This is a genomic window from Tumebacillus algifaecis (genome assembly GCF_002243515.1).
GTDB classification, from domain to species: Bacteria; Bacillota; Bacilli; order Tumebacillales; family Tumebacillaceae; genus Tumebacillus_A; species Tumebacillus_A algifaecis.
Genome location: NZ_CP022657.1, coordinates 984,362 through 1,007,968 on the forward strand (window position 1 = coordinate 984,362; position 23,607 = coordinate 1,007,968).

The following is a 23,607-nucleotide window of genomic DNA, read 5'->3' on the forward strand; positions in this document are numbered from 1 at the left end:
GGGCAACCGCTTGACAAAGGGGATAGATAATACATGCAACAATTTAAAGAGAGCATGCTGAAACTGATCATCGAAACCTCGACCAATCTGCCGTCAGACGTTCGCAAAGCGGTGACGAAAGCGCGTCTGGAAGAGGAGTTGGGCAATCGTTCCTCGCTCGCACTCGATACGATCGCGGAAAACATCGTGATGGCGCAGGAAGAAGAGCAGCCGATCTGCCAAGACACCGGCATGCCGACCTTCCACGTGCACGTTCCGGTCGGTGCGAACCAGATCATCATGAAGAAAGAGATAAAGGAAGCGATTGTCGAAGCGACCAAGATGGGCAAACTGCGCCCGAACTCGGTCGATTCGCTGACCGGAACCAACTCGGGCGACAACCTCGGCCCGGGCACTCCGGTGATCCACTTCGAACAGTGGGAACGCGATGAGATTGAAGTGCAGTTGATCCTCAAAGGCGGCGGCTGTGAGAACAAGAACATTCAATACTCGCTGCCGACCGAACTGGAAGGGCTCGGCAAGGCGGGCCGCGACCTAGATGGCATCCGCAAGTGTATCCTGCACGCGGTCTATCAGGCGCAAGGGCAAGGTTGCTCGGCAGGCTTCATCGGTGTCGGCATCGGCGGTGATCGCACCTCCGGCTACACGCTGGCCAAAGACCAACTGTTCCGCCGCACCGATGATGTCAACCCGATCGCAGACCTTGCGAAACTGGAAGACTATATCATGGAGAAGGCGAACCACCTCGGCGTGGGCACGATGGGCTTTGGTGGCAAAGTCTCTCTGCTCGGCTGTAAAATCGGTGTGATGAACCGTCTCCCGGCATCGTTTTATGTTTCGGTCGCCTACAACTGCTGGGCGTTCCGCCGTCTGGGTGTCGTGCTCGATGCAGAGACTGGTGCGATCAAAGACTGGCAGTTTAAAGAAGCGGTCGATCCGATCGATGTGTCGAAGAAAGAAGCGGTGGAGAGCGATGATGACACGCGCACCGTGGTATTGCAAGCTCCGATCACCGAAGCGCAAGTGCGCGATCTGAAAGTGGGCGATGTGGTGATCATCAACGGTGAGATGCACACTGGTCGCGATGCGTTCCATAAATACATGATCGAGCCGGAGCACACCTCCCCTGTTGATTTGAACGGCGGCGTGATCTACCATTGTGGCCCGGTCATGATGAAAGATCACAGCGGTGAATGGCATGTCAAGGCGGCTGGCCCGACCACCTCTTCCCGCGAAGAGCCGTACCAAGCGGACATCATCAAAAAGTTCGGCTTGCGCGCCGTCATCGGCAAAGGCGGTATGGGTCCGAAAACGCTGAAAGGCTTGCAGGAGCACGGCGCAGTCTACCTGAACGCGATCGGCGGCGCCGCGCAATACTATGCACGTTGCGTGAAAAAGGTAAAAGGCGTAGACCTGATGGAATTTGGTATTCCAGAAGCGATGTGGCACCTCGAAGTCGAAGGCTTCGCAGCGATCGTCACCATGGACTCGCACGGGAACTCGTTGCATGCTGACATCGATAACCTCTCGCTGAACAACCTCTCCGACTTTGCAGAGAAAGTGTTCTAAGCTCGCTTGATCACAAGACAACCCTTCCCGATTGGAGGAAGGGTTGTTTTTCTTATCGTAAGAAATATTGCCAATCTCGTGTCGTCCCTTTCATTTTCACCGTCCGCTTGGTTATAATGGTAGCAAAAGAGGGAGGGCGTGCGAAATGGATAAGCCTGGTTTTTTCCAAAATGTTGTTGGCATGTTTAAGGACCCACACACGCCGCGGCGTGATAAACTGTTGATCGCAGGTGGTATCGTCTATATCATCTCCCCGATCGATCTGATTCCCGATTTTCTGTTTTTGGTCGGCTATGCTGACGATCTTGCCTGCCTGGTCGGGACGGCCAGCCTGTTCTATAAGACGTACAACCGCTATGTCAAACGCAACCGCATCGTCGGCTAAACGGGATCGGTTGCAGGATGGAAATCTTTGCGTTATAATATGAAAAATATACAGTCTGTGATGAGGCGAGTATCTGCTTGCGGAACGCCAGCGAGTCAGGGATGGTGGAAGCCTGACGGGGAAGCATGTGGAGAAGCGCACCTCTGAGACGCTGCCTGAACTTTTTTTGTAGGGTGTGCCGGGACTGCCCGTTACAGCAGATGCAGAAGTTGGCTCGTGTCGATGAGACGGGCAACAAGAGTGGTACCGCGGGAGCAACAGCTCTCGTCTCTTTCCAAGGAGACGAGAGCTTTTTTATTTGATTGAACTATTCTGATAAAAAGGTGTGTGTGGAAGATGCCGTACAAACATAAGATTGCAGAACAGATTGCACAGGTGGTCAACCTCGATTTAGCGACCGTCACCAAAATGCTGGAAACGCCAAAAGATCAAAAGATGGGTGACCTTGCGTTCCCTTGCTTCCAATTGGCGAAAACGCTGCGCAAAGCGCCGCCTGTGATCGCGGCAGATGTGGCGGCCCAATTGACCCCGGCGTTGCAAGAGGCGGGCGTGCCGGTTTCCAACTTGCAAGTGGTCGGTGCGTACATCAACTTCTTCCTCGACCAGCAAGCGGTCGCCCGCGATGTGATCACAGCGGTGTTGACGCAAGGTGAGAACTATGGCGCCCAAGACCTCGGCGGTGGCGCGCATGTGACGATCGACCTGTCGTCGCCAAACATCGCCAAGCCGTTTTCGATGGGTCATCTGCGCTCGACCGTCATCGGGAACGCGCTTGCAAATCTGCTGGAAAAGATGAACTACAGCCCGGTGCGGATCAACCACCTTGGCGACTGGGGCACCCAGTTTGGCAAACTGATCGTCGCCTATAAACTGTGGGGTAGCGAAGAGGCGGTGCGCGAGAATCCGATCCCTGAACTGCTCCGCCTGTACATCAAGTTTCATGAGGAAGCCAAAGCGCATCCGGAACTGGAAGATCAAGGTCGGGAGTGGTTTAAAAAGCTGGAAGATGGCGATGCCGATGCCGAGCAGCTCTGGCAATGGTTCCGCGATGAGTCTTTGCAGGAGTTTAACAAAACGTATGAACTGATGGGCATCAAGTTCGACTCCCTGCATGGCGAAGCGTTCTACAACGACAAGATGGATCGCGTCGTCAACGAACTGGAAGCCAAAGGTCTGCTCGTAGAAGACGAAGGGGCGATGGTCGTCAAGCTCGACGAGTATGACATGCCGCCGTGCCTGATCAAAAAATCGGACGGTGCGACGCTGTACGCAACTCGCGATCTGGCCGCAGCTCTTTATCGTCAGGATACCTACAAATTTACCAAAGCGCTCTATGTGGTCGGCAATGAACAGCGCTTGCACTTCCGCCAAGTGTTTAAAGTGCTGGAAAAGATGGGCTACGAGTGGGCGCAAGAGATGCATCACATCCCGTTTGGCATGATGCTCAAAGACGGTAAGAAAATGTCAACCCGCAAAGGCAAAGTCATTCTGCTCGACGAAGTGCTGCAGACGGCGGTAGACGATGTGAAAAAAGTGATCGCCGAGAAGAACCCGCAACTGGAGAACCAAGACAAAGTGACAGAGCAAGTCGGGGTAGGCGCGATCATCTTCCATGACTTGAAAAACTACCGCATGAACGACATCAACTTCTCCTGGGAAGAGATGTTGACTTTCGAAGGCGAAACCGGGCCGTATGTGCAGTATACACATGCGCGCGCCAACTCGATTTTGCGCAAAGCAGGCTATGTGGAAAACACAGCGGTCACTCTGCCTGAAGGGGCGCTGGAAGGGCCGGAGTCTTGGGCGGTGGTCACGCTCTTGCTCAACTTCCCGCATGTGATCAAGCGTGCAGCAGACGAGTTCGACCCGTCGGTGCTTGGCAAATACATCATCGACCTCGCGCAAGCATTTAACAAATTTTACGCGAACGTTCGCGTGCTCGCCGAGGATGAAGCGGTGAAACAGGCACGCTTGCAACTGGTGGCCGCGACGGCGATCGCGCTCAAGGAAGGTCTTCGCCTGCTCGGGTTGGAAGCACCTGCTGAGATGTAAGGAATAAGCCAGCGGAACGCTACCTAGTTCCTTTTATTAAAAAATGCAAGGTATTTTCATTCGTTGTGTACAAAATTAAGAACAACGAAGGAGTTCTAGTAAAAAACGCCGAATTTCTTCTAAAGCGGGCCTATACCCCTGTGGACGAACCCGCTTCTAGGAGGGATTCGATGGACTTCTTAGTTCTCGGTGTGTCTTTGGCGATTGCGGTAGTTTGTGTGGCAGGATCTGCCTTCTTTTTCAATAGATACAGCCCGTATGGAAGACATGGACGCAGGCAAAAAGAAGGGGCTCTGCTCCACGCCCGCTACCATTATGTGATCGAAGCGGACCCGCGGGCGATCCTGCTGTTTCAACCTGATCTGACCTTGGTCGAGATCAACCAGCGGGGACGCGATTGGCTGAAAGGAACGCTGGCCGATCTGCAAGGCAAGACGGCGCTCGAGGTGCTCAGCCGTCTGCAGCCCGAACACCCACAGGCCTTGTTGGATCAGATCATGCAAAAGGGCGCGATCGAGCTGAAGGTTGGCGAGCGCATCTTGAGTGATTTTGAGTGGTCCGATCTGTTCGATGAACAAGGGCTTCGGGTCGGCGCAGTGCTTTGTTTCCGCGATGTGACCGAGGAGAAAAAGTTCCAGCGTGAGATCATCCAGTCTGAGAAGCTAGCAGTTGTCGGGCAGTTGGCAGCTGCGATGGCGCATGAGATTCGCAACCCGCTGACCTCGATCAAAGGTTTTTTGCAGTTGTTGCATCGGCTGAAGACGATGGAGCAGGAAGGCGAGATCAAGGAGTACACGCGCATCATGGTCGAAGAGGTCGATCGGATGGAGAAGATCATCCGCGACTTCCTCTTGATGACGAAGCCAAGCGATGTGATTCGGGAGACGATCTCTTTAAATACGGTGATCGAACGGGTGCTGATCCTTGTGCAGAACCAAGCGATCTTGCGCAACATTCAGGTGGTGACAGAACTGAGCGTGCTGTCGTCCGTGCAGATGCACAAAGAGGCGATCCAACAGGTCGTGCTCAACCTGATGCAAAATGCGCTGGAAGCGATGAACGTCGGCGGTACGCTGACGGTGCGCACAGAAGAGGACGAAAAGTATGTCGTCCTACAGGTGATCGACACGGGTATCGGCATGACCGACGAGGAGCTGCACAACCTCGGCAGCCCGTTTTATTCCACGAAAACGGAAGGAACGGGGCTTGGTCTGACCGTATCCTCGAAGATCATCAAAGAGCATCGCGGCCATCTGGACGTCCAATCGAAAAAAGGTGTCGGTACGACGATCACCATTCGCTTACCCAAATAATAGCGGCTGGGGGAACACGCCACAGACCGTCAAGTATACGTAAAGGCCGGGGAGATTCCCCGGCCTTTTTTGTCGATTATGTTGTTGATTTATGCTTGTACGAATTGGGTGACGAAGTATTGCGGGCTCAGCGGTTCTCCAGTCGCCTTGGCGATCTTTTCGTTCCAAGACCAGCGAGCACCTGGTTTGAAGAATTTTTGGGTGAGCCATTCACCGATGCGCGTGTCGCTTGTGATCGAGGTGATGTTCAGGTCGCGAGAGAGCGCCGCTTGCAATTGCGAGGCGGTCAGTTCGCCCAGCATGTAGTTTTGGTAATAGACCGGCACGACGGCGAGGTGAATTTTTGCCGCCCAGTCGGGGAGGTTGCGGTCTTCCGGACGGGTGACAAGTTGGAAGCGCTCAACATAGTCCCACCACAGCTTGTTCAGGTCTTGTTCCGGATTCTTGTACAGGTCGCGCTCGAAGTGCGTCATGACGAGGTTCCAACGCACGAAGATCAGCATGGTGCGCGTTAGTTGTTTGTTGAACTCCGCTTCTAACGAGTGGGCTTCATCAGCCGGAACGCCGGCGATTTGGATTAGGAAGTCTGCGCTTTTGGTCAGGCGGCCGAACAGCATCGCGATCGCCTCAGTGGTTAGCGTATGCGCCGCATCACGCAGCACATACGGAAGCGACGGGTCGTTGTAGTAGTCATACACCGCATGGCCCGCTTCGTGCAACATCGTAGACATCCAGTAGTCGTTGTTGCGCACGTTGCACAGCATCCGCGTATCGCCTTCACGGTCGATGTTTGTGCAATAGGCATGCTGGTACTTGCCTTCGCGCTCGTACAGGTCGGAGTTGTCGATGATCTTTTGCATGTCGGTCAGACCGATGCTGTCAAAATACTTTTTGGTCAGCGCCACCACGTCCTGATCGACAAAATACTTGTCGAGATCGAGGTCGGACATCACCGGGACCTCTTGGAAGAACGGATCGGAATAGTGCCACGGGAGCATCTGCGACGGGTCGATGCCGTAGCGCTGTGACAGTTCCGCATCCAGTTCCTGCTTCATCGCGGCATAAGGAGCCAGCGTCTGGCGCTCCAGTTCGCCAAGTAGATCGAACAGTTCGCTTTCGTTCAGTTCCTGCAATGTCAGGTTCATCGTGTAAAAATTGTCATAGCCGAGCTTCTTCGCGATCGCGTTGCGGAAGCGAACCACGTCCAGCACTTTGTCGGCAACAGCGACGCCGATCTGCTTGGAACCTTCCCATGCCGTTTGGCGTTTGGTGTTGTCCAGCTCTTGGCGCAAGATGTCGCTGATTTCGTTGTCCGATTTTTTCTCGCCGTCGATCGTGGCGCGGAACGTGTTGTAGATGCTCTCGATTTCCGTTTCCATCGCGACTAGCTTTTCGATGTCGGCATCGTCCATCTGCTGTTGCTCATATTGGTTATAGAGGATGACCAACTGACGGGCGAGCAGTGGATCGGTCACCGCGCCGCTCTCTTTCAATCGCTTCAGTTCTGCGAAATCTTCACGGTTGGCCAGCAGTTTCATATATTCTGATTTCAGCGCGCTGTAGCGTGCTTCCGCTTCTGGATTGCCGTGATTGGTGGCTTCCCAGTAGGCGATCGAAGAATCGATCGTCAGTTTGCGATACGTTGGAATCACGCGATCCAGAAAATTTTGCATTTCGGTGTTCAATGTATATCCCCCTCTATATAATTAGATTCTGTAGAAGTGTTACTTGGTTGTATTCCCTTATTGTACCATAGGAAGTAGAAGAATTCTCAGCAGAAACGGAGGGACGAAAGGTGTTCGATCCGACCATCTATGACAATTTGAAAGTGGTGTTTGAAGGGGCCTTGTACGATCTTGACCGCGAGGGGCGAATCTTGGTCTCCGGGCGTGAGGATCTGGTCAATCTCGCCACGATGGCGCGCACGTTTGTGATGAAGGTAGAGAAACCGGAACATGCAACCTGTATCGGCAAGTTGGAGCTGACCTCGACCTTGGTCGATTTTGCTTCCGAGCTGCGGCTGATGCGGCTGGCCGATGAAGTTCCGGGCGTGCTTTTGACTATGTCATTCGAAATGCCGGAGCGGATGGTTGTGCAAAGTCCCGCCTTGGATGATCATTTTCAAGCGGTGTGGGCCGAAGTGGCGGAGGTGGTGCATGAACGCCTTGCGCCATTTGAGCCGCAGCCCGAAAAGCGCAAACATATGGAGGAGCCAGATGGGATCTACCGCATCACCTTATCTTTTCGCGGCAAGATCGATGAAGACAACATCGAGGATGTGGTGCCGCTCTTGGAGCATTTTGTCTCCTCATTAGAAACGATTGAAGACATCGGGAACTCGCTCTGAGCGGGTTCTTTTTATTTGGTCAGATGTCTGACTTCTCGAAAAATGAATTTTATTAATGATTTCTTAATGATATTTGAACATCTCTGATATATAATTACGTTTGGGCCGATAAAACTTTTACTAGGGTCTTAGCAGGCGTGTGTGTTTTGATTCTGCCTGAGCCGAACACAAATTTCACGGCCACTGAGCAAACGGTGACTCTTCCCCGCACAATGACGGAAGCGGTTTGACATCTGTGGCCAACTACAACTCTTGGCCACTATACAGCATCTCCAAACTCGCGGTGAACACCGTGGAGTGGTTGGCAAAAGACCTGTAAACACAGGCTAAATCAGAATGATCGGGAGGTAATCTTATGAAAAAGAACAAGCTGTTAGGCGCTGCGATGCTGGCCGTTGCTTTGGTGGGCACGGCCGCTCTTCCTACTGGTTTCAACCATGCGAACGCGGCGAGCAACATCGTGATCAACGAAGTGATGTGGAATCAAACTTCGGGCGGGGAATGGGTGGAACTGTACAATCCGACGTCCGCTGCGATCGACGTATCCGGGCTCCTTCTGTCGGACAACGAAGGCACCGACACCGCGGAAGGTGAATATTGGATTCCGACAGGCACTTCCATTCCGGCAGGCGGCTATCTGACCATCGGGGCTTCCAATTCGTCCGCTACGCTGAAGTGGACTTCGACCGGACCTGCTTTTTCCAACTCCGGCGACGGCGTGTATCTTGTGCGCGACAGCAACAAAGACGGCATGTGGAGTGCTGCCGACAAGATCGACGGCTTTGAATTCATTACTTCTTGGGGCGGCAATGGCAACGGCTACTCCTTGGAGCGCAAATCGGCAGACGGTACTTCTACACTGCAGGCTACCTGGGGCCAATCGACCGCGCTGAACGGGACACCGAACGCGAAAAACTCGATCAGCACCGACAGTGGCGGCGGAGATGGTGGCACGACTCCACCTCAGACTGGCGGCAACAAGGTCGTTCTGTTTGACAACGCGCACTGCAACACCTGTGGCAATGCGGACTGGGTGATCAACGGTGCGTACTCCGATTTTGCAACCGCGCTGCGCAACGCAGGCTACACCGTTCGTGAAAATACGGCGCCGATCACCTCTACCGTCTTGAGCGGTGTGGACGTGCTTGTGTTGCCGGAGCCGAACACGAACTTCACAGCGGCGGAGAAGACTGCGATCAACAACTTTGTTTTGAACAGCGGCAAAGGTCTTTACATCATTTCTGACCATATCGTGTCCGACCGCAACAATGACGGATGGGACTCGGTGGAGATTTTCAACGGGTACCTGCAAGGTCAGTACAATGCTGCGAACGAGTGGATCGGCAAGTCGTTCGGTTTCCGCGTCAATGAAAATGACATCACGCAAGAGCCGATGACCGATGTGCGCGCCCACGCGATTACAAATGGCGTGACAAGCGTTGCCGCTTGGAACGGAGCGACATTCACAATCACCAACTCGACCTATGCCAAAGGTCTCGTCTACCTGACCGACACATCGGTCGGCCCGTATGTGGTGGCGTCCCAGCTTCCGTCTGGCGGCCGTGTATCTGCGATTGGCGACTCCTCGCCCTACAACGATGGCTCCGGTTTGACTTCGGTTGCGAACTACAACTCTTGGCCGCAATACGGTCATGCCAAGCTTGCTGTGAACACGGTGAAATGGCTGGCGAAAGACCTGTAGGATTTGCGGAACAGCACAAGAACTCCCGGCTCTGGCTCGGGAGTTCTTTTCGTTTGGCAGGGCCAGGGTGTTCCGTTCGTGCTCGCGCTGAGTGCTCAAGTGGAATGCAGAATGCAGATTTGAGAAAAGGAATCGCCGTTTCTTGCGCGAATTGGTCAATCTATAGCAAAAGGATGCAAAGGAGAGATACTGAACATGAGCAGAGGCAAGGGGCAAGTAGCGGTGATCACCGGGGCGTCGAACGGAATTGGTGCGGCCAGTGCGCTGGCTTTGGCGAGCGAAGGATTCCAAGTCGCGCTGGGCGCACGCAGCGTGGACAAACTGGACGAAGTGGCACAGGCGATCGCAAAGGAGACCGGAGTGCAGCCGTTTGTCATGACGCTCGATGTGCGCAACGAGGCGGATGTGAAACATTTTGTCGCCGCCGTGGTTGAAAAGTATGGGCGCATCGACGTGTTAGTGAACAACGCAGGTCTGGCCAAAGGCGTGTCGAACGTGATCGATGAAGCGGATACAACCAATTGGGATCAGATGATCGACACCAATGTCAAAGGCTTGCTGTTGATGACCCGGGAGAGCGTGCCGCATATGATCAAAGGCGGCAACGGGCATGTGATCAATCTCGGTTCGATCGCCGGGCATCAAGCGTATGCGGGTGGCGCAGTGTATTGTGCGACCAAGTTTGCTGTGCGAGCGATCACCGATTCGCTGCGTCAGGAACTGCTTGGACTGCCGATTCGCGTGACGACTGTCGATCCAGGCATGGTCAACACCGGATTCTCGTTGGTCCGCTTGGGCGATCAGGAGCAGGCAGATCAGGTCTATGCCGGGATGACGCCGCTAACGGCGGAAGACATCGCAGACTGTGTTGCCTTTGCGGCGACCCGTCCCAAACATGTCAACATCGACACGATCATCGTCAAGCCGACCGATCAGGCAGGAGCGGGGAAAGTGGCACGTCGCTTGTAAATGTGGTAAATTAAGAGATAGTAGAATTTGTCGTTTTATGAAGATGATTTAGGAACGTATAAAGGGGAGACTCTTATGCGCCATGTAGCGATTGATATGGTGCAGGCAGGCAATGTGCTCGCAAGATCGATCTATACAGCTGATGGCCGTCCGTTGTTGAATACAGACGTCCAGCTTACGGTCGGGATGATCAGCACATTGCGCCGCCTGGGTGTGACGATGATCTATATTCAGGATAAACGCTTCCAAGACGTTGTCGTCGAAGAGGTAGTATCCGAAGAGACGAGGCGCGAGGCGTTAGGCAATTTATCCATTGCTGTACAGTGCATCCAAGGCGGAAATGAATTCGATTCCAAGATGATGTCGCAAACGACGAGTGGGATCATCGACGAGCTGATCAAGAACAGAAAGGTTCTGGTCAACTTGACTGACATCCGCACGGTGGACAACCGTCTGTTCGTCCATTCGCTCAACGTCTGCATTCTGTCGGTGGTCGTCGGGATCGCGATGCGTTTCAACCGCGCGCAGTTGTCCGATTTGGCGGTCGGTGCCTTGTTGCATGATATCGGCAAGGTCGAAGTGCCAGACACGGAGAAAAAGCAGGAAGAGAGCGATATGCCAAAAGGGCTCTCCAACGACGAAAAGCATACGTGGCGCGGTTACAAGCGGTTGCGCAAGAAGAATGACATCTCGATCGTTGCCGCGCACTGTGCCTTGCAACATCACGAGTTTATTGATGGCTCCGGATTTCCGCGCGGGTTGAAGGAAGAAGAAATCCATCTGTTTGCCAGGATCGTCGCTGTCGCCAACGAATTTGACAATCTGATCTCTGGTGACGAGGATCGACTGCCCATGCTCCCACATGAAGCGACCGAATATTTGATGAGTCTGGCTGGTAAGCAGTTTGACCATGAGGTGGTCATTCAGTTTCTGCGGGCGGTGGCCGTGTTCCCAACTGGGATGTCGGTGCGCTTGGATACGGGTCAGATCGGTGTGGTCGTCGGCCAGCACAAAGGGCTGCCGACCCGTCCCGTCGTGCGCGTCTTCACCAAGGAAGATGGCGACTGGGACTCGCACAATGTCAAGGAAGTCGATTTGGCGCAAGAGACTACCGTATTTATTAAAAAAGTACTGCAAGAGTAATTTCTATGGTACGATCTGCAAAAGCCACCGTAACGGGTGGCTTTTTGCGATTCGGTTGTGACGGCGGCACTGTGCGATGCACTGTTGATCTTGCTGGAGGTGCTGGTGTTGCAGATCGATCTGGTGCGCTATGTGTAGCTTGGATGTGGGATCTTGTTTTTGTTTTATATAGCGTGGGTGATGTGGCGCGGAGCAGATCAAGCGGTGATTATGTAGGTTAGCGCGCTCGATCTGGGCGTCAGTTTGATTTGAGGAGGTGTGCGGGATGGCTGGCACGATCTTGGTGGTTGATGATGAGGCGACTTTGCGGGGGATTGTGCGCAACTATATGGAGCAGGAAGGGTTTACTGTATTGGAATCGAGCGACGGTGCAGAGGCGCTCGCCGTGCTTCGACAGCGTGAGGTCGATCTGGTCTTGCTCGACTGGATGATGCCAGGGATGAGCGGGCTGGACACCTGTCGTAAGGTGCGTGAATTTTCGGAGGTGCCGATCATCTTTTTGACGGCGAAGACGGACGAGTTCGACAAACTGCTCGGGTTGGAACTGGGGGCAGACGACTATATCACCAAACCGTTTTCGCTCAGGGAGTTGGTGGCCCGCGTGCGGGTCGTGCTACGTCGGCTACAAAAAGCGAATCAAGGAGGAGCTCCTACGCAAGAGAAACAGAAGGAGCAGTTGGTGCGCGGGCCCTTGCTCGTCGATCTTGGCAAGCACGCAGTTTGGCTCGATGGTGCGGCAGTGACGCTCACGCCGACCGAGTTCAACCTGCTCGTCACGCTCGCATCTGCACCGGGCCGCGTGTACAGCCGACTCCAACTGCTGGAGAGTGCGCTGGGTGAAGAGTATGCCGGATATGAACGGTCGATCGATACGCACATTTCCAATCTGCGCAAGAAGATCGAGCGCGATCCCGGTCAGCCCAAGCTGATCTTGACCGTGTTCGGGGTGGGCTACAAGTTTGGGGAATCGATATGAAGCTGAAGAAACGGCTGGTCAACATGTACGGTGGCCTGTTCACCGGTGGTGTGCTCGTCTCGGCTTGGGTCGGGGTAGCGGCGGGACAGCGGACGTCTGGGAGCGGTGAGTTGCTCTGGGTGCTGCTGTTCGTGCTGTGGATGATCGGGATGACGGCTGTGTATCTCATGGCCCGCTGGAGCGCACGCCCGTTGGAAGCGCTGGCGGAGCAGACCACAGTGAAACTGGCGCTAGCGGATCACGCGCCGAGATGGAGCGCGGACGGGATGGAAGAGTTGGAGCCGATCGCTCAGATGCTCAACCGGATGGAGCAGGAACTGTCGCGCGGTTCGCGCTCGCGGGATCAGTTGGTCGCCGATGTGGCGCATGAACTGCGCACGCCGCTTGCGATCTTGCGCGGACAGTTGGAGTCGATGCTGGAAGGCAAGGTGGAACTGGCGCCGGAGCAGTTGGTGCCGCTGTTGGATGAAACGACTCGTCTGACCCGGCTGGTGCAGGACTTGCAGCAGTTGTCGCTGGCCAAAGCGGGGGCGTTACCGTTGCAGCGGACGTGGGTACCGTTTGCCGAACTGCTCGCGGAGATCACCAGCGTGCTGGAGCTGGAAGCGGAGTTGAAAGGGACGACGCTTGCCATGACCGGGTCTGTACAGGAAGAGGTCTATTGTGACCGCGTGCGGATCAAGCAGGTGCTGATCAATCTGCTCGGCAATGCGATCCGTTACACGCCGCCAGAAGGCCGAGTGGAGGTGAGCGTGAGCGTGGGTCTGGGAAAGGTGCAGGTCGTGGTGCGCGACGATGGGCCGGGTATTCCGCCAGAAAGCCTGCCCTATCTGTTCGACCGCTTCTACCGCGTCGAGGGCTCGCGCAACCGCCAGTCGGGGGGAATGGGGCTCGGGCTTGCGATCGCCAAAGAGTTTGTCGAAGCGCACAGCGGAAGGTTGCAGGTGAAAAGTGAGCTCGGTGAAGGCACTGCTTTTACGCTGATCCTGCCGCTGTTTCCCGTATCTTGACAATTTCTTGATAACTTTCTGAAACGAACTGAAACCCGCTGCGCTACAGTTAGGAAAACAGGGGAGGTGCGGCACGATGTTTGAAGTACACAAACTGTGGAAGCTGTATGGCAAAGGGGAAACACAGGTCGAAGCGTTGCGCGGTGTGTCGCTGACGATCGAGCCAGGTGAGATGATCGCGGTGATGGGTCCATCCGGATGTGGCAAGACGACGCTTCTCAATTGCATGTCGGGCATCGAAACGGTTACGTCAGGGCAGGTGCTGATCGAAGGCCAGAATCTGCAGGCGATGCGCGAGGTGCAGCGCGATCTGTATCGGGCGGAGCAGATGGGCTTTGTTTTTCAAAATTACAACCTGATTCCGGTGCTGACGGCGGTGGAAAATGTGGAGTTGCCCTTGCTGACTCAACGAGTTCCGGTCAAAGTCGCTCGCAAGCGGGCGGAGGAGGCATTGACCCGCGTAGGGTTGCACGAGCGATTTCAGCACCTTCCGAGCGAGTTGTCCGGCGGCCAGCACCAACGGGTGGCGCTGGCTCGGGCGATCGTCAACCGACCCAAAGTGATCTGGGCCGATGAGCCAACCGGGGCGCTCGACCGTGTGACGACCGAGTTGGTGCTCGATCTGTTCGACCATCTGAATCGGGTGGACGGCATCGCCTTTGTGATCGTGACGCACAATCCAGAAGTGGCAGAGCGGGCGCATCGCGTGATCTACATGGACAGCGGGCAGATTGTGCAGGAGCGGGTGACGAAGCGTGAGAGGAGTGGGCCGCGATGATCTTCACTCTGCTCCTGAGCCTGCTGTTGTTGTGGGTGCTCTGGAAGACCTATCGCACAGCGGGCAACGCGCCGCATCTGCGGCGGATGGCGTGGCGCAATCTGGTCCAGCACAAGCAGACGACTGTGCTGACCGTGCTCGGCGCGATGATCGGAACGGCGTTGATCACCTCCGCCCTGTTGTTTCAACACTCGATTGAACGCAGCGGTGACGACCTGTTGGAACAGCAGTTTGGCCGCATCGGGTACGATGTGCCAGCAACGGGTCAGCTCAAGCTTGGCGCTGACTTTTTTGATGAACAGGTGGTCGATCTGTTACGCCGATCGATTGAACAGGATCAAGTGCAGGATGTGGAGCGGTTGCTTCCGACGATCGGCTTGGTGACGGAGCTTCGCAAAACGGATACGTTCGGACGAACGGTGTTGTTGCAGCCGGGCATTTATGTGCAGGGATTTGATCAGCAGTTGGCGCGGGAGTTTGATGCGCGGGCGATGCAGGACGTGCCGGACATAGGAGCGAATGAGATCGTTTTGTCTCAGCCAGTGGCGAAGCGGTTGGAGGTCGCAGCAGGCGATGTGGTGATGCTGCAAGGGGCTGCATATCGCGTACGGGCGGTGGTGGCGGAGCGCGGGTTGACCGGGTATCGCGGCATCGGGCAGGCGCAAGGGACAGCGCTGGTCGCGATGGAGACCGCTCGCAAGCTGAGCGAAGTGCCGGAGGGGCAGTATACGAATCTGCTCTTGTCCCACAAACAGTACCTGTTCAGCTCAGGGCGGATCGGAAACAGTTCGGCTGTTCTGTTCATGACGGACCGCGACCTACATGGCGTAGAGGTGCGCGGGCTTGCCGAACAGGGTCTGGATCATTCGATGAAGCTGTTGCCGATTTTCACCATCGCGTCGTGGAATGCGATTGCGATCGGGATGATGCTGATTGTGAACATCTTTAAGATGATCGCAGAAGAACGCAGGCAGGAACTTGGCGTCTTGCGGGCGCTGGGCATGACGCGCACAGACCTCGCTGGGCTCTTGCGACTGGAAGGAACGTACTATGCCCTGCTGTCCGGCACGATAGGAGCCCTCGTCGGGATTGGGATCTCCTATGGTATGTTGCTTACGACTGGCGACCTGTTCGCCAGCGCGTTGACTCAGTTGGAAGGCTTGCAGATCGAGTATCACTTCAAGCTAGGTTTCTCACCGCTGATGAAGGGCTTTGCGTTGGGTGTACTCCTGATCGAATTCTGCTCGTGGCGGGTGGCTAAACAGGTGTCCGACATGTCGATCATTGACGCGCTGGATGCCACAGTAGACAAGGCGGGTGGGCGGATCGGCCATGACAGGCGCACCTTGCTTCACACCAGTCTGTATCTGGTTGCGGCTGTCGTGACGGTGGGCCTCTTTTTCCTGACGCTTACCGATTCATTTCGGACGGGGTTGCCAGAGCAGGCGCCTGGTATGTTTCCGCTGTTGCTGTTTGTTCTCGGTTTATTCTGGACGATGGTCGGCGCGGTGTTGCTCACAAGGTCGTTTGGTACGGTATCAGTGGTAGTGCAACAGTTATTGGCTCCATTTGGGCGGACGGTTGCCTTGTTGCGGCTGGCGCTACGCTATCCGATTCTGCAACGAACGCGGACGATGTTGGTGGTCTTGATGTTTGCACTGGTGTTTTTCTTGACCGCACTGTCTGGGGTGTTTAATGAGACGTTATCCGCGCAGTTTGCCGCCTACGATGTCCGTCCCATTTTGGGCGGGTATGATCTGATGGCATCTGTGGAAGGAAAGCGCCTGAGTTCCGTAGAACTGCGAACCGCGCTCGACAGATCGTGCGAGTTGGACGACAACAGTGTAGAGGCGGTTGCGTCGGTCTGGCAGGTGGCGTTATCCGGAGCGAGTGATCCGGTGCCGATCGACCAAAACGATCCGAAGATCAACGGGATCGATCTTTCGTTTGCTGAGCAGACCACGCTGTCTTTGAGCGAACGCGATCCACAGTATCGGAGCGATCGCGAAGCGTGGCTAGCAGTGGCGAGCAATCCGAATGTGATGATCGTTTCACAGCGCGACGTCCGAGGGCATCAGGTGGGCGATCTTGCGTATCAGCGATCGAGTACGGACGGTTGGATTCACAAGCGCATCATCGGGATCGCTGCGTATGATGTAAAGAGCTATACTTTCTCGAGCTTGTCAGGCGTGTTCGTCAAGCAGAGCGAGATCGAACAGTACGCGTCCGATCGGAAGTTGATCGCAAGCGAGCTACTGCTACGCTTGCAAGAGGAGCAGGCTACAGCCGAGACGCTAAGTAGTGTTGAAAAAGCGTTGGCCCTGCAAGGCATCTATCCACTGCGCATCCCGAAACAGGAATTTGCGCTCAACGCTGCGTATCCGCAGATGCTGCTCAATCTGTTCGAAAGCTTCTCGTTGTTGGCCGCTTTGATCGGGAGCGGCGGTCTGACCATCATCATGATGCGAGTGATTCGCGAACGCAGGCAACAGATCGGGATGCTCAGGGCGATCGGCGTGCGGCCGAGCTTGATCTACTGGAGCATTTTGGTGGAAGGCTTTTTGATCGGGATGCTCGGGATCACGCTGGGAACGGTGATCGGCTCCTATGTCGGATCGATCATGAGCGAACTGTTTGCCAATGGTGATGCGGTGACGATCTTGTTTCCTTACGGCAAGCTCAGCCTGTATGTTGGCGGTACTCTCTTGATCGTGTTGCTCGGAACGATGTTGCCTGCGCGTCAGGTGTTCCGAATGCCACCAGCCGAAGCGACAAAATATGTCGGATCGTGACCTGTGTACACGATTTGACAGAGTCTTTTGTGATATGCTAGGACAGGGGGAATAGCAACGAGAGGAGCCGCATTCATGGAAGTAACGACAGGGCAGATGAAGCGGGAAACTGCGATTCAATTATATGAGGCGATTGAACACCGACACTCGGTGAGATCTTATACAGGGGAAGCACTCCCCGCGATGGAACGGGAGAAACTGGTTCAATTTTTGCAAAATGGCTGGGAAGCGTATCCTGGTGCGCGCACGAGAGTTGTGTTGCTCGAAGGCGTGGCGACGACCGGGAAAATTTTCAAAGGATTCCTCGGCAGTTATGGCGCGGTGCAGAACGCTCCGGCCATGATCTGCATGATCGCGAATGTGGAAGACCCATTTTTCTATGAGGCGACCGGCTATATGGGCGAGCAGTGCGTGCTCTACGCGACGCGACTCGGCTTTGACACTTGCTGGATCGGCGGTTTTTTCCGACCAGAAGAGGCCGGGAAACTGATCGGACTGGAAAAAGGCGAGCGGGTGCTGGCCGTGTCACCTGTTGGCTTTGCGAAAAAAGATGGCATGAGTTCGCTGTACGAAGGCTTGTTTAAGTTTGGGACGAAGCGAGGCGCCAGAAAGTCGCTGGACAAAATCTCCTATTTGGAAGATGTGGTACCGCCGCGTTGGTTTGATCGGGGCTTAGAAGCGGTGCAGGTCGCGCCGTCGTCCTATAACAAGCAACCGTGGCAGTTGTTTTATCATCGGGATGGGCGCATTTCGATGTCGAGCTTGGAAGCGTATAAGGATAAGAAGCCAGTTTATCGTGGTGCACCCAATTCGAGCCGCCTGTGCTGTGGGATTGCGATGTTGCATTTTAAAGCGACGGTGCGCGCGCTGGGGATTGAAGGGAAATGGATACCGGACGATGAGTTCGCCAATCCGATCGCGACCTATTTTCTGGCGGAGCATGACATGGAATTGGTGGAGTGAGGTGAGTGGCGTTGGAACATTTATTGTTTGAGGTCAAGGATGGCATCGCAACGATCATCTTGAATCGGCCCGAGGCTCGCAATGCCTTTTCGATCCCGATGATCGAGGCGTGGGTGCAGGCGCTTGAGGAGTGCCGCGACCGCACAGACATTCGCGTGGTCGTGCTGACGGCGAACGGCAGGGCGTTTTGTGCGGGCGGCGATGTGAAGGCGATGCGCGAAGGGCGCGGCTTTTTGGAGCCGGGCGAGTCGGAGTTGGATACGTACAGCACAGGCTTAGCGCGGAAAAATTCGCTCTGGAAGCTGATCCAGCGCGTACCGCTGACACTGGAGCAGGTCGATAAGCCGGTGATCGCGGCGGTGAACGGCGATGCGATCGGCGCAGGTTGTGATATGGCGCTCATGTGTGATTTGCGGGTCGCGGCCGATACCGCACGCTTTGCGGAGGCGTATGTGAAATTGGGCATCGTACCGGGAGATGGTGGGGCCTATTATCTGCCGCGTTTGGTCGGGATGCCAAAAGCGTTGGAGTTGCTGTTGACCGGAGATATGATCGATGCGCAGGAAGCGTTGCGCATCGGCATGGTCAACCGCGTCGTTTCGGCAGACCAACTGCTGGAAGAGACGTATCGCTTGGCGCGCAAGATCGCAGACCAGCCGCCAGTGGCGGTGCAGTTGATCAAACGGGCGGCTTATCAGAGTGCCACTGCCGATCTGCGGACGGCGCTCGATCTGGTGTCTTCGCACATGGCTGTTGTGACCGAGACGGAGGACCACCAAGAAGCAGTACAGGCGTTGCTTGAGAAGCGCCCCGGCGTATATAAAGGGAGATAAGCTTGCCTTCAGCAGGAGGCGTGAGGATGGCGATGGCATCTACTGTGCCCGAGTTCTGCTGGCCAGCGTTTGGGGAATGCGGGCCGAAAGCGTACCCTGTTGCAAGCGATGTGAAGAGGATTCGCTTGAATGAACAAGACTTCCAATCGAGAACTGGAAGTCTTGTTTGCGTTTCTTCCTCACCAGAGGCGCAAGATGCGCTCCGCCTGCTCGCGCTTCGGGTAGGCGCGAGCGATCGCCGCCGCAGCAGCGGCGAGGTGCGTCCAGCGGTCGGGGTGAGTGGAGAGCTTCGTTTCGCGCCAGAGGCCCCAGATCATTTTGGTGATATGTAAGGCGCGAAACGGGCCGCCGACTTTGAGGCTTTGGTGCATCAGGGCTTGGGTAAGCTGATCGATGTCAAAGCCTTGTTGCAGGTAAGCCCCGGTCAACGCCGCCGCTTCAAGACCTGTTGGATCACTAGCGATGGTTGAGAGGATCGCTTCGAGCAGTTCCTCTTCGCTCCTGCTTGTGACGTCAGACGGGGTCGGCATTGCTAGCCAGTCGTGACGCGTATCTTTAAAGGTGCGAGTGCGGGCGCTCTCTAAGGAGATCAGGAGGGCCGGAAGTTTCAGTGCTGCGGGGATCGTCACGTCGCGCAGGATGTTGAGCAGGCAATGGATGCCGGTGACGATGTGCTCGTCATATGAGCCGCTTTGGATCAGGATACGAGAAGAGGCAAGTGCCAGCGCTTCGTATAAGGTCGGCAGGTTGACGCCTTGTGCCAAATGCCTAGCAAACAGACTCGCCTCCGTACCGTGTTCCGCTTCGATCAGCTGAGGTACGAGCGTCTCGACCAATTTGCTGCCCACTTCGCCTTCCCATCTCATCTGCTGTTCGGCAAGGTTATGGGTGCTGATTTCCGCTTGTACGCGTTCCCAATAGAGGGTGTTTTTCGGCAGGGAGGAAAGATATTGCACAGCTGGACGGAGTAACGATTCTCCGTACTTGGCAAAATCATCGATGGCTAGCAGGTCGAGAGTCCGCAGGGCGATCAACAGTTTGTGTTCGTTGCGGCCGTATTCTTGGATGCCCATCTGGAGCATAATGTCGCGGACATCGCCGTTCGTCTGACGATAGAGTCCGACGAAGAGGTTTTCGGACAGGTTTTGATACGTGCCGTCCGCAAACTGTTGGATCAGGTCTTGGCGAGTTTCTTCTGGCGTTGCGCGTTGGACGCCTGAGACTTGCGGCTGCATGTACGGACCATAGTTGGGGGCTTGAAAGAGATCGAACACGTAGACGGCCGCTTGCAGCATCGCTAATCGCTGATGGCGTGCGTCCATCAAGGCGGAAGCGTGAATCATCGGGCCCATGTTCAGCGTCCCATGCCCGATCCACGGACCGTGGTGATCGATCCAGCGTGCAGAGGCTAGAGCAAACAGGAGGTAGATCTGATGGTCTGTCAAACCATCCGCTTGCAGACTTGTGATCAAACGCCCAGCGTCTTCAGCCGTGCCCGATTCGATTTTGGCCAAGCCCGCTTCAATTTGTTTTTCATAGCGGACAACTTGATACATGATGATCACTCCTTAATTCGAATTTGTTATCCAAATTATAACATATACTTTTTATATCCGTATATATAAAAAGTAACAAAAGAAAACCAGACGCCAACTTGCGTCTGGTTTTGTCTGGTTATTGCGTGGAGAAGACGCGTAGCAAAGTCACCTGATCCCAGATTTCTTTGGGCAGGTAGTTGATCGTGTAGTTTTCGATCTCGATCGTGGCCGAACCCATGCTGCCCGGTTGACCAAAATGTTTTCTCGCTTCTTCTTGGTTTCGAAATTCGAACATCAAGCCGCCGCGATCGATGCGCTCGGGGAGCGGGAAGAGTTTGCTTGACTCTTTGTCCGGATAGAAGAAGACTTTGTTGCCCATGAATTCGGTGGTGTCTTCAAAGTATTGGTAGCGGCCACTGACCTGCACTTTGCCAGAGAAGGCGGCGTAGACCGAGAAGTTCTGTCCGTCATCTGTCACTTGCAGCTCCTGCAAGATCATCGTGCCGATCTTGTCCCCCACTTTGGCGGTGGATGCCTCGAAAGCGAGTCCCGCTTCGCGCTGGGCGCTGCCCGGCTGGTTGTCGGCAGGTGACGGATTGGAGGAGGAGAAGCTTTTCACAAACCAATGCCCACCATTTTTGATCACCGTCACTTTGGCGTTTTCAAGATCTTTTTGCGCCTTGTCGTAGGCCAGAGATACGGTGTATTCCAGCACGTCATTCTTCAAGTTGATCGGTTCACCAATTTTCCAGCTTTGCACGATCTTGCCTCGGGTGTTGAGCAGCGTCCAGTTGGCCGCTTCGTATTCTTGCCTTAGTTTCTCACGGACGCTGTAGTCGAGCGTCGCCCATTGCAACACTGCATTTTGGTCGTGCAGGCTTTGCGCCCAGTACGTGAGGATCTGCTCCGGTTGATCGGCGAGATAGTGGTTGGAGAACGTTTCGACTTGTAGTTGGCCGTTTTGATCGCGCAGGAATTGCACGACTGTCGTCTGTGCGCCCATTTGAAACAGATCGCTCGACTTGCCTTCGCGATTGCTGATCTCCAAGTTGACATAGGCGACGATGCGGTTATCGCCAGGCTGGATGACCGCTTGGATGTTGTTGATCACAATTTTTTTCGTGACGGAAGGTTCCGCTTTTGTTGCGAGGTAGTCTTGGAGAGCGGTGACCAAGTTCGTTTTGTCTTTGGTGATCAGCGATCCGACTTCGATCTCGACCTTTTGGCTCGGTGTAGGATCGGGAGTTTTTTCCGGCGTTGGTTGCTGTTCTTCTTGAAGTTGTGGTTGCTTCGGGCTAGCCGGAGTCGATTCGGTCGGTGGTGTGCTGAGCTGTTGGGTGATCAGGGCACCGGCGGTCAGCAACGCGGCCAGGCTGGCTGCGATCGAAGTCCAGCGCAGATAGGGCAGACGCTTGTTGTTGCGCACCGCTTTTTCAATTTCATCTCGGCTCGGCTTGAGCGAGCGGGAGGGTTGCGGCGTTTCGAGCGAGGAAAAGTCACGGACGATTTTATTCATCAGGGCGTGATCTCCTTGGCAGGCCGGGCAAGTGTTGATGTGGGCGGTGTCGTCCGCCGAGAGCAAAGAGGACCAGATCGCTTTTTGCACATCTTCGCATTTCACAGCACTTCACCCCCCTGTAAAAATAGACCTCTCAGCCGGTCTTTGATACGGAACACTCGCGTTTTGACGTTCGATTCGGACAGGTTCATGATCTCGGCGACCTCGCGGACGGAGAGATCGTTTTGAAAGCGAAGAATCAGGATGTTGCGGTCGGTCTCAGGTAAGCCTCGTAACGCTTCTTCAAGCATCATGCGGGCATCGGCAGCCGCTTCAAAGGAAGAGACCGGCGTATGTTCAGGCAAAGGTTCGGTCATGCGAATCTTTTTCTTGCGCAGCGAATCTTTGTATGCATTCATCAATAAGCTGTAGACCCAAGTTTGCAGCGAGGAGTCGCCACGGAATTTGGAAAGTTTGGTACAAATTTTATAGAGAACGTCCTGGGCAAGATCTTCGGCGTCCTGTTGATGGCGTGTCAGGGAAAAAGAGACTTTGAACACAAACGGTTCAAGTTCGTCGAGCAGGTCGGACATTGCATCGGCGTCGTACAGTGCTCGTTTGACGATCTCATCCATGGGGGCCGCCCCCTTTCTATCAAAAGCAGTTGTTTTGATCGTAGCATATCATCTGACGCAGTGGGGAAGGGAGGGGTTACAAGCCTGATCAATTTTTGACAAAAAGTTGGTGGGAGAGGGTCTGTGGTATACTAGAGCTGATACAGAGAGAGCGGAGGAGATTCATTGTGAAGAACTCAGACTTTTTGATCGTCGATGGTAGCTCGATGCTGGTGCGGGCTTATTTTGCTTCGGCGTTTTCGGGACGCATCATGCGTTCGAAGCGCGGGGTATATACAAATGGTGTGTTTGGCTTTTTGAACATGATGTTGAGCGCGGTGGAGAAGATGGAGCCGACTCATCTGTTCGTGGCGTGGGATGTGTCGCGCGATACGTTTCGCCGTGAACTGTACCCGGCGTACAAAGGCACGCGCGGGGAACTGCCCGATGAGTTGCACCCACAGTTTGACACGATGAAGGAAGTGCTGGCCGCCATCGGCGTGCCGCAACATTTTGATGAGCGCTATGAGGCGGATGATATTATCGGCACGCTGGCCCATCAAGCGGCTGATGACGGGCATAAGGTGTTGGTGCTGACCGGGGATCGCGACGCGATGCAGTTGGTGCGCGATGGTGTGACGGTGGCGATCATGAAGAAGGGCATTACGGAGATGGAGATGTACACGCCCGCTTCCTTGCTGGAGTCGTGGGGGTTGACCGCCTCGCAGATCGTGGATCTGAAAGGGCTGATGGGCGACACGAGCGACAACATTCCAGGCGTGCCGGGGATCGGTGAGAAGACCGCGAAGAAGTTGCTGCTCGAATATGGCACGGTGGAGAATTTGATTGAGAACCGTCATCTGCTGAAAGGCAAGATGAAGGAAAAGATTGAAATGCATCAGGAGATCGCGCTGCTCAGCAAGCAACTGGCGACGATCGTGACCGAGGTGCCGCTTGTGCACACGCTGGATGAATGCAAGCTGTCGTTCCAGATGGATTCGGCCAAGGAGAAGCTGGCCGAGTTGGACCTGAACCGCTTTGTCACGCATTTGGAGCGCTTGGTACAGGTTGGCTGAGTAAGATAGAGGCAAGCACCGCGGACGGAAAATTGGGTCCGTTGTGGAT

General features: G+C 54.9%; 19 protein-coding genes and 1 other annotated feature. Of the genes, 15 read left to right on the forward strand and 4 right to left on the reverse strand.

From position 1 onward, the window contains the following. The first annotated feature begins 33 nt into the window (after positions 1-33). From CIG75_RS04375 to CIG75_RS04390, 4 genes are all read left to right on the forward strand, one after another. Complete coding sequence (locus CIG75_RS04375) at positions 34-1,569, forward strand: fumarate hydratase (RefSeq protein WP_094235549.1); 1,536 nt, start codon at positions 34-36, stop codon at positions 1,567-1,569. A gap of 145 nt (positions 1,570-1,714) precedes the next feature. Next, entirely contained in the window at positions 1,715-1,954 is a 240-nt protein-coding gene (locus CIG75_RS04380; RefSeq protein WP_094235550.1) for a YkvA family protein, read from the forward strand. Positions 1,955-2,002: 48 nt separating this feature from the next. Next, positions 2,003-2,229: a binding site (T-box leader), on the forward strand. A gap of 61 nt (positions 2,230-2,290) precedes the next feature. Beyond that, entirely contained in the window at positions 2,291-4,006 is a 1,716-nt protein-coding gene (gene argS / locus CIG75_RS04385; RefSeq protein WP_094235551.1) for an arginine--tRNA ligase, read from the forward strand. 170 nt (positions 4,007-4,176) lie between these two features. Beyond that, positions 4,177-5,319, forward strand: a complete 1,143-nt coding sequence (locus tag CIG75_RS04390) for a two-component system sensor histidine kinase NtrB (protein WP_094235552.1) — start codon at positions 4,177-4,179, stop codon at positions 5,317-5,319. Between the two features lie 89 nt (positions 5,320-5,408). On the opposite strand, the gene CIG75_RS04395 is transcribed toward CIG75_RS04390, so the two are convergent. Beyond that, positions 5,409-7,004, reverse strand: a complete 1,596-nt coding sequence (locus CIG75_RS04395; RefSeq protein ID WP_094235553.1) for a M2 family metallopeptidase — start codon at positions 7,002-7,004, stop codon at positions 5,409-5,411. Between the two features lie 110 nt (positions 7,005-7,114). Here CIG75_RS04395 and CIG75_RS04400 point away from each other — a divergent pair, with 110 nt between their 5' ends. The 10 genes from CIG75_RS04400 (at position 7,115) to CIG75_RS04445 (ending at position 18,832) form a co-directional block, all read left to right on the forward strand. Then, positions 7,115-7,666, forward strand: a complete 552-nt coding sequence (locus CIG75_RS04400) for a hypothetical protein (RefSeq protein WP_094235554.1) — start codon at positions 7,115-7,117, stop codon at positions 7,664-7,666. Between the two features lie 355 nt (positions 7,667-8,021). Beyond that, positions 8,022-9,368 carry a lamin tail domain-containing protein gene (locus tag CIG75_RS04405; protein WP_094235555.1) on the forward strand — a complete coding sequence of 449 codons (1,347 nt, stop codon included), beginning with the start codon at positions 8,022-8,024 and terminating at the stop codon, positions 9,366-9,368. Positions 9,369-9,563: 195 nt separating this feature from the next. Then, complete coding sequence (locus tag CIG75_RS04410; RefSeq protein ID WP_094235556.1) at positions 9,564-10,337, forward strand: SDR family NAD(P)-dependent oxidoreductase; 774 nt, start codon at positions 9,564-9,566, stop codon at positions 10,335-10,337. Positions 10,338-10,412: 75 nt separating this feature from the next. Next, on the forward strand, positions 10,413-11,480 hold the full coding sequence (locus CIG75_RS04415; RefSeq protein ID WP_094235557.1) for an HD-GYP domain-containing protein: 1,068 nt from the start codon (positions 10,413-10,415) through the stop codon (positions 11,478-11,480). A gap of 265 nt (positions 11,481-11,745) precedes the next feature. Next, complete coding sequence (locus CIG75_RS04420) at positions 11,746-12,456, forward strand: response regulator transcription factor (RefSeq protein ID WP_094235558.1); 711 nt, start codon at positions 11,746-11,748, stop codon at positions 12,454-12,456. Then, on the forward strand, positions 12,453-13,466 hold the full coding sequence (locus CIG75_RS04425; RefSeq protein WP_094235559.1) for a sensor histidine kinase: 1,014 nt from the start codon (positions 12,453-12,455) through the stop codon (positions 13,464-13,466). The genes CIG75_RS04420 and CIG75_RS04425 overlap by 4 nt, the downstream gene beginning before the upstream one ends. 76 nt (positions 13,467-13,542) lie before the next feature. Further along, positions 13,543-14,244 (forward strand): ABC transporter ATP-binding protein, encoded by a 702-nt coding sequence (locus CIG75_RS04430; protein WP_094235560.1) that lies wholly within the window; start codon positions 13,543-13,545, stop codon positions 14,242-14,244. Next, positions 14,241-17,036 carry an ABC transporter permease gene (locus CIG75_RS04435; RefSeq protein WP_094235561.1) on the forward strand — a complete coding sequence of 932 codons (2,796 nt, stop codon included), beginning with the start codon at positions 14,241-14,243 and terminating at the stop codon, positions 17,034-17,036. Before CIG75_RS04430 ends, CIG75_RS04435 begins: the two co-directional genes overlap by 4 nt. A 75-nt stretch (positions 17,037-17,111) precedes the next feature. Beyond that, entirely contained in the window at positions 17,112-17,999 is an 888-nt protein-coding gene (locus CIG75_RS04440) for a nitroreductase family protein (RefSeq protein WP_094235562.1), read from the forward strand. 5 nt (positions 18,000-18,004) lie between these two features. Further along, positions 18,005-18,832 carry an enoyl-CoA hydratase-related protein gene (locus CIG75_RS04445; RefSeq protein WP_094235563.1) on the forward strand — a complete coding sequence of 276 codons (828 nt, stop codon included), beginning with the start codon at positions 18,005-18,007 and terminating at the stop codon, positions 18,830-18,832. A gap of 179 nt (positions 18,833-19,011) precedes the next feature. Here the strand turns inward: CIG75_RS04445 and CIG75_RS04450 are convergent, their stop codons facing one another. From CIG75_RS04450 to CIG75_RS04460, 3 genes are all read right to left on the reverse strand, one after another. Continuing rightward, positions 19,012-20,388, reverse strand: a complete 1,377-nt coding sequence (locus CIG75_RS04450) for a hypothetical protein (RefSeq protein ID WP_094235564.1) — start codon at positions 20,386-20,388, stop codon at positions 19,012-19,014. 118 nt (positions 20,389-20,506) lie between these two features. Beyond that, positions 20,507-21,991, reverse strand: a complete 1,485-nt coding sequence (locus CIG75_RS04455; protein ID WP_094235565.1) for a hypothetical protein — start codon at positions 21,989-21,991, stop codon at positions 20,507-20,509. After that, positions 21,988-22,503: an RNA polymerase sigma factor gene (locus CIG75_RS04460; protein ID WP_094235566.1), complete on the reverse strand. Its 516-nt coding sequence runs from the start codon at positions 22,501-22,503 to the stop codon at positions 21,988-21,990. Before CIG75_RS04460 ends, CIG75_RS04455 begins: the two co-directional genes overlap by 4 nt. A 167-nt stretch (positions 22,504-22,670) precedes the next feature. Between CIG75_RS04460 and CIG75_RS04465 the strand changes: the two genes are divergently transcribed. Further along, positions 22,671-23,558 carry a 5'-3' exonuclease gene (locus CIG75_RS04465; RefSeq protein ID WP_094235567.1) on the forward strand — a complete coding sequence of 296 codons (888 nt, stop codon included), beginning with the start codon at positions 22,671-22,673 and terminating at the stop codon, positions 23,556-23,558. The last annotated feature ends 49 nt before the right edge of the window (positions 23,559-23,607 follow it).